This window comes from Chloracidobacterium validum (assembly GCF_018304825.1).
GTDB classification, from domain to species: Bacteria; Acidobacteriota; Blastocatellia; order Chloracidobacteriales; family Chloracidobacteriaceae; genus Chloracidobacterium; species Chloracidobacterium validum.
On the sequence record NZ_CP072648.1, the window covers coordinates 1,195,566 to 1,208,489 of the forward strand.

Genomic DNA, 12,924 nt, shown 5'->3' on the forward strand with positions numbered 1-12,924 from the left:
ATCTCGCTGGATGAAATGACGCCACCAACCTCAATAGGCAGAGACCGGACGCCGTGAACGGCCAAGCACCTTGAACGTTCAACAAAAGAGCGGAAGCTACCGGATACCCACCAGTCGGGTCAAGGCGATGCGTCGCCGTTGGCATCCTGGCTCGGAGGCCGGTAGGGAATGCCGTAGGCGCGCAGCTTTTCGTAAAGGTTCTTGCGGCTGATACCCAGAATGCGCGCCGCCTCGACCTTGCGCCAGGCCACTTGCTGAAGAATCTCGCGGATGTAGGCGGCTTCGAGTTCCGCCAGCGTCGGTTTGCGGGTTGGGTGCTGCATCAGCGCCGTGGCGGCCGTCATCCGCGCCGGTAAGTGTTCCCGGTAAATGACCGCTCCGGCGGCAGTCAGTGTGGCGTAATCCATGGCATGCATCAGTTCGCGCGCGTTGCCTGGAAAGTCATACTGCTCCAGAAAGGCCAGTGTTTCAGGCGCGAGCTTTGGGCAGGGGAGTCCGTTGCGCTGGGCCGCGCGGGTCACGAAGTGCCGCGCCAGTGGCGCAATGTCGCCTGGACGGGCGCGGAGCGGTGGAACCTCCAGGGCGATGGTATTCAAGCGGTGAAACAAGTCCGCCCGAAACGCCTGACGCTTGACAGCCGCGGCCAAGTCAGTGTTGGTGACGGCGACGAAGCGGACATCCAGCGTGACGGCGCGCGTTCCGCCCAACCGCATGACGCGCCGCTCCTCGAGCGCCCGCAGGAGCTTGGCCTGGGCTGCCAGCGACAGCGCGGCAACTTCGTCGAGGACCAACGTACCCTGCTGCGCGCCTTCAAATCGGCCAGCTTTGGCCGTCGCGGCGCCGGTGAACGCGCCACGCTCAAACCCGAACAGTTCGGCTTCAAGCAGGGATTCGGGGAGCGCGCCACAGTCAATGACAACAAAGGGTCCCACCGCTCGGCGGCTGTGCTCGTGAATCCACCGCGCCAGCAAGCTCTTGCCGGTGCCACTCTCCCCGGTGATGACGACGGTGGCGTCTGTGGGGGCAACCCGCGCCGCGTCCCGCAGCAGTGCCGTGAGGCTGGATGAAGCGCCAATAAAAAACTCAGAGCCTGAACTGGCGTCGGAACTAAGCATGGCGGTGTGGCGGATGGAGCGTCCGTTAGCCACGGAGGCTAATGCCAAGCGCCTTGATGCGGCGGTAGAGGTAGCTCCGGTCAATCCCCAGGGCCTCGGCCGCCTGCGTTACGTTACCATCGAATTCAGCCAGCTTGCGGCGAACCAGCTCGCGCTCGAAGGCTTCGCTGCCCTCCCGGAGCGAGCCAAACTGAAAACTGGCCCAGATGGAGTTACTGGGCGCTTCCAATGGAATATGTTCGGCCGTGACCGGCGATGCCGATTCGGTGATGACGAGTCGTTCGATCAGATTGCGCAGTTCCCGGACGTTGCCCGGCCAGTCATGGCCGCGCAGCTTGTCGTAGGCATCTGCGGTCAGGGTCAGCGGGGGGCGGCCGTAGCGTTGGCTAAACTGCTGCGTGAAGTGCTCGACCAGCACCGGAATGTCTTCTAGGTGCTCCCGGAGCGGCGGCAGTTGAAACGGCACGACATTCAGCCGGTAAAAGAGGTCGGCGCGAAACTGGTTGCGCTCGATGGCTTCGTCCAGGCGTTTATTCGTCGCGGCGATGACGCGAACATCCACCTGGCGCGCGCCCTGGCCGCCGACGGGTTCAATCGTGCCGCTTTCGAGCGCGCGCAGCAGCTTGGCCTGCATGCGCAAGCTCATGTCGCCAACTTCATCGAGAAAGAGCGTTCCGCCATCCGCCTGCTCAAACTTCCCGCGGCGCGATTCCGTTGCGCCCGTGAAGGCGCCTTTGACGTGACCGAATAGCTCTGATTCGATGAGGTCTTCGGGGACAGCCGCGCAGTTGACTGCAACAAAGGTTCGGTCGGCGCGCTTGGACGCCCCATGCAGTGCCAGGGCGACCAGCTCCTTGCCGGTGCCGGATTCGCCGTAGATTAGCACGCGCCCGTCGGTCGGGCCGGTCAGCGCGACCTGTTGGCGGAGCGCCCGCATCGGGACGCTGTTGCCGACGATGAGTCCCCCAGGGCTGGGTGTCGGCGCCGGCCGGTGGGTGGCAATGGCATGGCGCACGGCCTGTAGCGTACGCTCGATGTTGAGCGGTTTTTCAATGAAGTCGCTTGCGCCAAGTCGAATGGCGCGCACGGCCGTGTCAATCGTGCCGTGGCCAGAAATCATGACGACCGGAATGTGGGGGTACTGCCGGCGGACGCACTCAAGGGTTGCCATGCCATCGAGCTGGCTATTCGGCATGTAGATGTCAAGCAGGACGCAGTCCACCGCCGCCGTCGCCAGCCGACGCAGGGCGGCATCGCCGCTTTCGGCTTTTTCGACCGCGAAGCCTTCGTCTTCGAGCACGCCACGCAGTGATTCCCGGATGCCGCGCTCATCGTCCACAATCAAAACCGTTTCCGCCATGGCGTCTGTCAGGATGCTACGGTCGCATAAAAAATCCAAGGGATAACCCATGCACGTTGTTTTGGTCGAGCCTGAGATTCATGTCAATACCGGCAACATTGCGCGCACTTGCGTCTGCACGGGGACGCCGCTGCACCTTGTCCATCCGCTTGGTTTTTCGATTGACGCGCGAGCCGTCCGCCGGGCCGGACTCGATTACTGGCATCTGCTCGACCTGCACGAATGGACGGATTTTGCGGCGCTGCGTCGGGCTTACCCAACCCAGCGGTTCCTGTTCATCGAAACCGTCGGTCAGCGTCGGTACGATGAAGTGGCCTATCGTCCCGATGATTTTCTCGTCTTTGGCCGGGAGACGAAGGGGCTGCCGCAAGCTTTACTCGAAGGCGAATGCGTCGTGCGCATCCCGATGGTGTCGCCGGCCCGCTCGCTCAACCTTTCAAACTGTGTGGCGCTGGTTCTGTACGAAGCGCTTCGTCAGTGCGGCTTTCCACAACTGCGGTGACGCCTGCCTGGCTGTGGAGCGCCGGCCTGCGCCTAAAACGTTTGGTGTCCGTGGTCACCAAGGGTGGGGTTCAGTGCTCGGAAAGCTGACAATCGGCCACGGCAAGAACCGGACCCCAAGCCGAGAAGTCTGCACTTCCACTCAGTTTTCACTCACCGTGCGGGCCGAGGTTTGCGGCCGGTGGATTGAAAGCGCGACGGACCGGCTTTCAGGCGACTCACTCTCTGGCATGGCCCGCGTGGCTTCGGTGCCGGCGCTGAGCACGAGCGCGCCGTGATGCTCCTTCGAGAACAGAAGCTTTTTCGCTTCCGGGTCATAGTCCACGAGCAGTAAATCGCCGGTGCTGACTTGCTTCGTGGCAACCAGGCTCGCTATCGGGTTGACCAGGAATCTTTCAATCGCCCGCTTGAGATGCCGCGCGCCGTACTTCAAGTCAATGCCTTCATCGAGCAGGAAGCGCTTGGTTTCCGGTGAGCAGCGAATGACGAACTTTTCCGCTGCCGTCTGGGTGATCCGTTCCTGGACGGCGCTCAACTCCAACTCAAGGATTTGCTCGAGGTGGTGATCCTTCAGGCTGCGAAAGACCACGACCTTGTCAATCCGGTTCATGAACTCTGGCGAGAACTTGCGGCGCGCCGCCTCGGTGGCCGTGCGGTAGATTTTCTGATCGAGATCGTCACGCTGGGTTTCGGGGCGTGATGGCGCAAAGCCAATGCTGCCGGTGATGAGTTCGGACATTTCCTTGGCCCCCAGGTTGCTCGTCATCACGATCATGCACTTCGAGAAATCCACCCGCCGGTTGTCGCCGAGCGTCAGCGTGGCCTTGTCGAGAATGCCCAACAACAACTGCCACAGCGCATCGGAGGCTTTCTCGATTTCATCGAACAACACGAACGTCAGTTTGTCTTGCTCAGTGTGGTGTTTGTCGAGATTTTCCTGCGTCAGGAGCGGCGGGGTTTCCCGGTGGCCCAAGTAGCCGGGCGGCGAGCCAATCAGCTTGGCTACTTCGTGGCTGTGCTGAAACTCGGCGCAGTCAATTTTGACGACGGCGTACGGGTCGCCAAACAGGGCTTCGGCAGCGGCTTCGACGACGCGCGTCTTGCCAGAGCCGGTTGGGCCGAGAAACAGCATGGTTCCGAGTGGGCGGCCGGGGTGGGCCAACCCAGCCAAGTAAATCTGGTAGAGGTTGGCAATGCGCCGGACAGCGCGCTCTTGTCCGACGACCCGTGCCATGAGCTTTTCTTCGAAATCGCGGGCGCGGGGACTCTTCAAGTCTGGGTTGAGTGAAATCCGCTGTGGAGCAGCTTCGCCAGGCGCGGCAGCAGTGGTCATCGAATGTTTATCTCCTTCAACGCTATCGTTATCAAGAAGACCGGGACAGCGTTCGGCCCATCGGGGGAAGTGCTTTGGATAGTATGCGAAAGCCGGTTTTTTTGGCAATCGAGTGCTTGGAAACTACAGGCGGATGCCAACGATGGTCACGTCGTCGCGCAATCGCTCGGTGCCGGCATGTTCGCGCAACGCCTGTTGGAGCCGTTCCCGTTGCTCCGCGACCGGGTGGTGGCACAACGCACACAAAAGTGATTTGAAGCGGCGCGTGCCATATTTTTTGCCCTGTCCATCGTTTTGATCGGCAAAGCCGTCGGTGGCAAGGTAGAGCATCGCGCCAACTTCAAGCTGCACCTCGTGACCTGTGAACCGCCGTTCGCGGCGCGACCCGCCAACCGAGCGCAAATCGCCTTTGATTTCCGTCAAGACCCCATCGTGTGCAATGTAAAGTGGACGCCGCGCGCCGGCATAACGCAACCGCTGCCGGCGTTGATCGAGGCACACAATGCCGGCGTCGAGGCCGTCATCCACGCGACCGATGCCATCGCCGACGCCTTGGCTGAGGGCGGCGATGATGCCCGCATCCAGTTCGTTCAAAATTGCGGCCGGGTCGGTGATGCCCCGCTCGATCACGATTTGGTTGAGAAGATCGTTACTGATCAAGGACATGAACGCTCCGGGCACGCCATGTCCGGTGCAGTCCCCAACGACGATGATGATGCCGTCTTCAACTGGCTGAACCCAGTAGAAATCACCACTGACGATGTCACGCGGCTCATAGAGGACGAAGCTCTCTGGAACATAGCGCCGCAGGTCTGCCGGCGTCGGCAATACGGCTTTCTGGATGCGCTCGGCGTAGCGAATGCTGTCGAGAATCTCATCGCGCTGGCGAGTGATTTCCGATGTCCGTTCGCTGACCAGTCGTTCGAGCGCGCGATTTCGCTGGACCAGGATGCGCTCTCGAAACCGGACGCCGGCAACGGCCAGTCCGCCGAGCACGACCGTCGCCAGCGTGTAGGCCCACCACGTCCGGTACCAGGGCGGCAGAATGCGTATCCTGACTGGCACCGCTGCCTGTAAGCGTCCGTACAGGTCCTGGGCTTCGACCTGGAGCGTATAGATGCCTTCACGCAAGTTTGTGTATTCCTTGACGGTCTCTGTGCTCCACGCTGACCATTGGCGGTCACTGCCGTCAAGTCGGAAGCGAAACAGATGCTGGCGTTCTCGCGGAAAGGCAGTTAGGGCGACCTCACAGCGGAGTCGGTTGCTTTCATAGGGAATCACCAGTGGACCAGACGGTACATCACCATAGCCAGCAAAGAGCGCTTGCCCGTTACCGGCTTCGAGGCGTCGGAGTAGAGTGTGCCCCTGGTTCCCGAAAGGCTGCGCAGCGGTCGGTTCATAGCGAAAAAGTCCCTTGTCGCCACCGAGCCAGACAACCCCATCGGCTTCGCAGCGTATGGCGCGTAACAAGCCGGCCGGTGGAAGGCGCAACACCTGCGCATCCACCTGCGGCTTGCCATCCTGGCCCGGGCGGAGCCGTCCCCGTTCAGCGAAGTCTTTGGCGTACCACAGGTCGCCAGCGGCATCGGCTCCAATCCGAAAGACCGGTACTTCGCCAAGCGCCGAGAAGTCGCTGGCCAGCGCTAGTGAGCGTCGCTGTGGGTCAAAGACATACACACCCCGCTGAGTCGCCAAACAGGCCTTGCCGTTCACACTTGCGACGAAGGTTTCACGCTGCGTTGGAAGCCCGATCCGGTCATCAATGCGGAACGCCGGCGTGGCATCGGATTGGCGGTTGGACTGGAGGGCGTCGGTGGGAACAAGCCAAGCGCCTTGGTGCATGGTTCCGCACCACAGCCCGTCGTCAGTCACGACCAATGAGCGCACTTCGTCCTGAATCCCAAAGAGATTCATTTCCATTGTCCAGTCTGGCCCGCGCCGCGTCAGGCGGTGCAACCCGCGGCGCGCGCCGACATAGACGCGCTCAGGGCGGACCGGGTCCTGGCAGAAGGCATAGGCCCGTCCTTCAAAGTCGAGCTTCTTGACTTGTGACACGCCGTCCTTGCCCAAGGCAATCACATACAGACCGCCGCCGCCAGCCACGAGCATGTCGGGTCCATGTGTCACCATGTGCCAGCAGTCGTCATTCAGACCAACAACGCGGACAAATCGCGCCTGCCCGCGCACCGGGGCCGTTGGAAAGGTGGTGGTGAGTTCAAAGAGTCCGCCAAGCGTTCCGGCGTACAGGCGACCGGCATGGCGGTGGAGCGCGAAGACCCGGCCTTCGAGGCCATTGGATTCATCAAAGTATGACAGCGGCGAACAGGCTTCGATGCGCGCGACGCCATTGCGGTGAGCGGCCCACAGTCCGCCCTGGTGATCGCTATACACCCAGTGCACGGAGGGCGATCCTAGCCCGGCCTGGCGTCCGATGACTTCACCTATGCGTCCTTCGCGGTCGCAGATAACAACGCCGACATGGTTGCTTCCGAGAGCGATGCGCCCATCGGCGAGCAAGCAGGCGTGGTTGATGTCGAGTGGGCGTTCCAGCCGTGGCGTCAGTGGAAAATCAGTGATCTCGCCCGTGGCTGGTTGGTAAAGCCGCAATCCGTCTTCTTGCGTGACGGCCAGAAGGTGGGTTGCGTCAAACGGTAGGAGCGCACACACCCGCCGCTCAGCAAAGTGTTCGCCACCAAGGGCGAGACGCAAGACTTCATCGTTGCCGAGTTGCAGGAGTCCGACATGGCGCTGGTGAACGTATAGCCGGCCGGCGATCCAGTGACTCCAAACAAAGTCATCCCGCGCAACGCTGCCGTCGGGTTCGTGTACGTGAACGTCCTCGCCAACGAGGTGAAAGAGATACCGATAGGACTGGAAGAACATGCCCTCCGGTGTCGCCCAAGTTCGCCAAACCGAGCCAAAGCGCCGCTTGGCAGGGGGGATGCGTTCCAGGAGCGAGACAAACTGCGCCGTCCCGTTTGGCGTGGCGGTGAGATAGCCAAATTCGTTTTCCGCGCCAATATAAACCCGGTTGTCCGGAGCAATGGCCACCGACCGAACCGTGGCGCTGTTGGGCATCGTCAAGCGCTGCCAGCGGGCGCCATCATAGATAACCAGTCCGGCATCATTGGCAAAGTACAGCACCCCCTGGGCGTCCTGAGCGATATGCCACATTTGCGGCAGGGACTGAAACTCATCTTGTCCATAGTTTTGGACAAAACGTGCGCCCCGTTCACTTGGTTGTTGGGCGAGTGGGGCAAGCGGCGGTGGAAGCGCGGCTGGGCGGCCAAGTTGGGCTTGGGTATGCCACCCCCAGCTAACGAGCCAGAGCAGCGTCCACAATCCGCCCCAGCCCAGCTTGCCTCCACCGCGGTCACTTCTCCGGCGTGCCATGGCCAACGTTAGCCCGATGTCTCACGGGAGAACGGCAAATTTGATGCAGTCCCCCCGTTGTAGCTCGTCCAGCGCCTCGCCAAGCCGTTCAAGCGGATAGTCGGCCGTGATGAGTTGGCCCCAGGCGACACGGCGTTCAATCAAAAGCTGCCGCGCCTGCCGGACAGCCCGCGGCGTCATGTGGAATGGACTCCGCAGTGTGATTTCGTCGTAATGGATGCGCTCGGTGTCAAAGGTCACGGTCGTGCCCCGCTTGCAACCGCCAAAGAAGATGACATCACCACCCCGCCGGACAAGTTGGACGGCAAGTTCCCAGATCTGCGGCTGCCCGGTGCATTCGATGACGAGGTCCGCGCCGCGTCCGTTGGTCAAGTCATGAACGTGTTCCGGGAGCGTTTCAGCTTCAAAGGGAATGGTCTGGGCCGCGCCGATGGCGCGCGCGACCGCCTGACGGTAGGCGCGGCGTCCGGCCACAATGATGTTTTCCACGCCCCGCGCCTTGAGTGCCGCCACGTGGAGCAGGGCAATGGCGCCGTTGCCCAGCACGACTACGGTATCGTCCTCGCGGGTAGTGACGGCTGCCAGCCCGTGAACGACGCAGGCAAGCGGCTCCATGAGGGCAGCTTCGCGGTAGGGAAGGCTGTCCGGCTTGGGATACATGTTGTGCCGGACGATGCGCTCTGGAATCCGAATATATTCAGCGTAGGCGCCAAGCACCATGGTGGACATGATGGTGTCGCATAGGTTCTCCTGCCCGCGTCGGCAGTAGTAGCACTCGCCACATGGCGCGGAGTGGGTGGACATCACCACGTCGCCTTCCTTGAAGCGCGTCACGCCGGCACCCACTTTGGCAATCACGCCGGCGAATTCGTGGCCAAACAGGGTTGGGGTGGGAAACTTCGGATGTCCGCGGAGAAAGGCTTTCAAGTCTGTGCCACAGGTGAGCGCCGTCATGACCTTGACCACGACACCGCCCGGCTCTGGGTCAGGGATGGGGACATGCTGCATTTCAATCGTGCCGGGTTCGATGAGAACGTTGGCACGCATAAGCGTCGAATGCTCTGGCATAAGTTTTCGAGGTTCGTGAATGTCGTCGGGAATGTCGTCGGATTGTTCGTGGGATGACTCGCGCTCCAGTATCATTCAGTATTCTGTTCGGGCAAGTTGAGACGGGCAAGCTATTTGCGCTGCACCCGTAGCATGAACGGGGTTGACCATGGTAGCGTCTGGGGCGTCCTGCGCATTGTTCCTGGTCTGCTTTGACAGCGAGCTTGAAGGGAGGCGTTTTGGGGAACGCCTCTCAAAGTTCTGGAGTTGGGATGTCCACGTTACCAAAGCGTCGCCCGCGCCGCGCGACCAATCTAACGCCAGAGCCGCTCTATCGGTTGGGAACGGCCTTCTGGAGTAGCGGCGTTCTGTTCACGGCTCACCGGTTGGCTGTGTTTGAAATCCTGGAAACTCGTCCGCGAACCGCGTCTGAAGTCGCCGGTGCGTGCGGACTCATGGCGATAGGCGCTGAAAAGCTGCTGGCCGCCTGCGCGAGTCTGGGGCTGGTCGTCAGCGACGAGGCCGGCCGCTACCATAACAGTCCATTGACCGCTACGTTTCTGGTTCCCGGCAAGCCGGCTTACCAGGGACACCTGCTGGCTTACTTCGCCGACTTGTGGACGCGCTTTGGCGAACTGGATTACCTGTTGCGAACCGGCGAAATCGGCCCACGCGAAGCAGCGTTTACCTTGGTCCGGCCGGACGACGAGCGGCAAACAGCCGAGCGCGCGTGGGTCCTGGCGATGCACGAAATTGCGGTCGGGGGGCAAGCCCTGGCTCTGAGTCGGGCCGTTGACTTGAGTGGCTACACCCGGTTGCTTGATGTGAGCGGTGGGGCTGGCTCGTACGCCGTGCGCTTCGCCGAGCAGTATCCGCAACTGACGGCCGAGGTGCTTGATCTCCCGGAAGTCATCGCCGTGGCGAGCGAGTTGATTCAGCAATCCGCGGTGAGCGACCGAGTCCACACCCGGTCGGGCGACTTCATCAATGCGGATTATGGGCAGGGCTACGATGTCGTATTGCTGTCAGGCGTTCTCCACGGCCTTGGCGAGCGCCACATCCAGCGCGTGCTCAAGAAGACCTATGCCGCGCTGAATCCGGGTGGCTGCGTCGTCGTCCAGGAGCTGACACCAGACGCCCCCTCACCGGCCGCCGCCCAATTTGCCACGCTTTTTGGACTCAACATGATGTCTGGTGCCACATATTCGTCCGAGCAACTTGCCCTCTGGCTCAACCAATCCGGGTTTTTACGGATTGCCATGACGCCACTTGAGCAAGCGTGGTGGTTCGATCATGTGATTGTGGGCTACAAGCCCTGAGCCATTGTCCCTTGGGGAAACTTGCCAGGTCAGATTCTCCTGTGGAGTGTTTGTCGTATGCCGCCACGTAAAAAAAAGACACGGATTTTTCTCTATCTCAAATTCTTTATTCCAGCCATCGTTGTGGCGATTGCCGTTGCCGTTGGTTACACCGTCTATGCCGTCAACGCCATTACCAAATCCAACCGAAGCCTGCTGGCTATCAAGGATTTCCCCAAAAAACTGCCGGATAACTGGGGAAAAGTCGTTAGCCTGACCTGGAAAGACATACAAATCAACGGTGACAGTGGGACGCTGAATGGATGGGTTCTCATTCGGGGTGCTGGGCTGCCAGGCGTCATCATTACACACGGACTGAATGGGTCGCGCGCGGACATGATGGACTTGGGCTACCGGCTCTGGGAACGAGGCTACAACGTGTTGCTCTATGACCTCCGCGCCCATGGCGAAAGTGGTTCGCTGGTGACGACACTGGGCGCATCAGAAAAAAAAGACCTTTTGAAAGCTATTGAGGCTTTCAAGCAGGTGAAGGTGCCGGCCCCGAAAGGCGGTGGCGAGGAGCAGTTGATCGATCCGAATAAAATTGGCCTCTATGGCGTGAATATCGGTGCTTATGCGTCTTTGATGGTTGGTGGCGAGCAGGACGCGGTCAAGGCCGTGGTGGCGGACATGCCCTATGACTCAGTGCAGGAATTCGCCCACCTGCGCGCCCGCGAGCTGTTTGGTTTCGATAACTTTGTCACCAACGGACTGCTCGACATCGGCTTGCAGATCAATCAGGGCGGGATTTACGACACTGGCTCGGTGCGGAGTCAAGTGGCGAACTACCAGAGCAAGGGGAAAAGCGTCGCTGTTTTGGTTGCCGAAAATCAGCCGAAATCAGCCCAGCAAGTTGCAGTCAGGGTGTCATCACTGTTTGGGCCACCGGTTGGCGAGCGGATTGATGTTCCCAGGTCGCGTAATATCCCGCTCGCCGGGAAAGAAGCCGATACTTACAATGAGCGAGTTTGCAACTTTTTTGCGCAACGCGGATTTCCTGTGACCCCGTTGCCAACGGCTGCGTCCGCATCGCCATCGGGCAGCAGCCCGCCTGACACGGCTGGAACAGACAGTGGCGCAAGCGCTGGCAAAGACACCGGGAAAGAGTCTGGCAAGTAGCGTTGGCCATGGTGGAGATCGGCGTGATTGGCGTTGGCGCGCTTGGGCAGCACCATGCCCGGCTCTATGCCGACTTGCCTGGCGTGCGACTGATGGGCGTTTGTGACCTCCGTCCCGACGTTGGGCAGGCCGTGGCGCAACGGTATGGGGTCGCATACTTCGCCAACTGGCAAGACCTGGCCGCCCAAGTCACCGCTGTGAGCGTGGCCGTCCCAACCTGCGACCACTGTGCCCTGACGGTGGCGCTGCTAACCCAGGGCAAGCATGTGTTGGTTGAAAAGCCAATTGCCGTCACACTGGCTGAAGCTGACCAAATGATTGCAGCGGCTGAACAAGCCGGCGTCGTGTTGCAGGTCGGTCACCTGGAGCGATTCAACCCGGCCCTTCAGTCCGCTCGCTCACTGGTGCGGACGCCGCGCTTCTTTGAGATTGACCGACTCAGTGTGTTTACTCCCCGGAGCCTGGATATTGATGTCGTTGCCGATGTCATGATTCACGATCTCGATTTACTACGTTGGTTTGTGGCGTCTCCGGTAGCGACCATTCACGCCGTTGGCGTGCCAGCGTTGACGCAAAAGATTGACATTGCCAGCGCGCGCATTGAGTTTGCCGACGGCTGCGTGGCGAATGTCACCGCCAGTCGAGTTTCATTGGAGAAAGTCCGCAAGCTGCGCTGCTTCCATGCCGAGGGCTACGTCTCGGTGGATTGCTTGGCGCAACAGGTGACCGCGTTGGAGGTGCGGCACGCTTCCGGTGAGCAGGCTCAGCCGGTGATTGCCCCGCGCTCAGTTGTGGTGAGGTCGGATGAGCCGCTGCGCGCTGAACTGGAACACTTTGTCACCTGCGTTCGGGAGAAACGGCGTCCGCTGGTGGATGGCCCGGCGGGACGCGCGGCCCTGGAGCTGGCGCTTCAAGTCACAGCCGAAATTGCCGCGCACGCCCGCCGTGCCGGGCTTGCGCTGTAATCTTCTTGGTAGCCATCTTGTCACCCGGCAACTGACCAGTATGGGCGCTCACTGGCGCGAGAGTCGGCTGAGATGATCGCCTGCGGTCATTTCAAGATTTGTGATTCAACAAAGTATGGAACATGGCGAATACCGCAGGATGTTTGAGCTAGAAACGACCTACTGGTGGTTCGTCGGCCGGCGGGACCTGGTGCGGGATTGGGTGGCAGCCGCGCTGCGACGCTCTCCGCCGCCGGTGATGGAGCGAAAATCGTCGGATGTCCCAAAGTTACTCGATGCCGGGTGTGGCACGGGCGCGAATGCCGACATGCTCAAAGTTTTTGGCTGGGTCGTGGGGACAGACCTATCGTCCGAAGCCCTGTCTTGGTCACGTCAACGTGGGCTTCCCGCGTTGGCGCGGTGTCGGGTTGAGCAACTGTGTTTTGCTGACGACACATTTGACATCGTAACCGCGCTCGACATGCTCGAGCATGTGGATGACGATCTGGCGGCGCTGGCGGAACTGCATCGGGTGTGCAAGCCGGGCGGCGCCGTCATCATGACCGTGCCGGCCTATGGGTTTCTCTGGAGTCCTCATGATGAAGCGCTTCATCACCGCCGCCGATACGCCCCACGGGAACTGCGCGACAAGCTCGATGCCATGGGGTTTGAGGTCGAGCGGCTCAGTCACTTCATGGGCGGACTTTTCTTTCCGGTGGCCGTCCTGCGTTTCTGGCAAAACTTGCGCAAGCGC

9 protein-coding genes and 1 pseudogene are annotated in these 12,924 nt (G+C 60.9%); 5 read left to right on the top strand and 5 right to left on the bottom strand.

The genetic code is table 11. From position 1 onward, the window contains the following. Positions 1 to 119: 119 nt before the first annotated feature. Together J8C06_RS05010 and J8C06_RS05015 are read right to left on the bottom strand one after the other, a co-directional pair. Positions 120 to 1,148 (bottom strand): sigma-54 interaction domain-containing protein, encoded by a 1,029-nt coding sequence (locus tag J8C06_RS05010; protein ID WP_211429686.1) that lies wholly within the window; start codon positions 1,146 to 1,148, stop codon positions 120 to 122. Beyond that, entirely contained in the window at positions 1,141 to 2,526 is a 1,386-nt protein-coding gene (locus J8C06_RS05015; RefSeq protein WP_343216886.1) for a sigma-54-dependent transcriptional regulator, read from the bottom strand. Before J8C06_RS05015 ends, J8C06_RS05010 begins: the two co-directional genes overlap by 8 nt. Between J8C06_RS05015 and J8C06_RS05020 the strand changes: the two genes are divergently transcribed. Then, positions 2,525 to 2,977 carry a tRNA (cytidine(34)-2'-O)-methyltransferase gene (locus J8C06_RS05020; RefSeq protein ID WP_211429687.1) on the top strand — a complete coding sequence of 151 codons (453 nt, stop codon included), beginning with the start codon at positions 2,525 to 2,527 and terminating at the stop codon, positions 2,975 to 2,977. The genes J8C06_RS05015 and J8C06_RS05020 overlap by 2 nt on opposite strands. A 141-nt stretch (positions 2,978 to 3,118) precedes the next feature. Here J8C06_RS05020 and J8C06_RS05025 read toward each other — a convergent pair whose 3' ends face one another. From J8C06_RS05025 to J8C06_RS05035, 3 genes are all read right to left on the bottom strand, one after another. Further along, positions 3,119 to 4,309, bottom strand: coding sequence for an AAA family ATPase (locus J8C06_RS05025; RefSeq protein ID WP_211429688.1), 1,191 nt, complete (start codon positions 4,307 to 4,309; stop codon positions 3,119 to 3,121). Between the two features lie 123 nt (positions 4,310 to 4,432). Beyond that, complete coding sequence (locus J8C06_RS05030; protein WP_211429689.1) at positions 4,433 to 7,702, bottom strand: SpoIIE family protein phosphatase; 3,270 nt, start codon at positions 7,700 to 7,702, stop codon at positions 4,433 to 4,435. A gap of 21 nt (positions 7,703 to 7,723) precedes the next feature. After that, on the bottom strand, positions 7,724 to 8,749 hold the full coding sequence (locus tag J8C06_RS05035; RefSeq protein ID WP_211429690.1) for a zinc-dependent alcohol dehydrogenase: 1,026 nt from the start codon (positions 8,747 to 8,749) through the stop codon (positions 7,724 to 7,726). Positions 8,750 to 9,021: 272 nt separating this feature from the next. Between J8C06_RS05035 and J8C06_RS05040 the strand changes: the two genes are divergently transcribed. The 4 genes and pseudogenes from J8C06_RS05040 to J8C06_RS15140 form a co-directional block, all read left to right on the top strand. Continuing rightward, a complete protein-coding gene (locus J8C06_RS05040) occupies positions 9,022 to 10,068 on the top strand; it encodes a methyltransferase (protein ID WP_211429691.1) in 1,047 nt (348 codons plus the stop codon). A gap of 57 nt (positions 10,069 to 10,125) precedes the next feature. Then, on the top strand, positions 10,126 to 11,226 hold the full coding sequence (locus J8C06_RS05045; protein WP_211429692.1) for an alpha/beta hydrolase: 1,101 nt from the start codon (positions 10,126 to 10,128) through the stop codon (positions 11,224 to 11,226). 8 nt (positions 11,227 to 11,234) lie between these two features. Then, entirely contained in the window at positions 11,235 to 12,191 is a 957-nt protein-coding gene (locus J8C06_RS05050; RefSeq protein ID WP_211429693.1) for a Gfo/Idh/MocA family protein, read from the top strand. 238 nt (positions 12,192 to 12,429) lie between these two features. Beyond that, positions 12,430 to 12,837 (top strand): annotated as a pseudogene (locus tag J8C06_RS15140) (class I SAM-dependent methyltransferase); the annotation flags it as partial. Between the last annotated feature and the right edge of the window lie 87 nt (positions 12,838 to 12,924).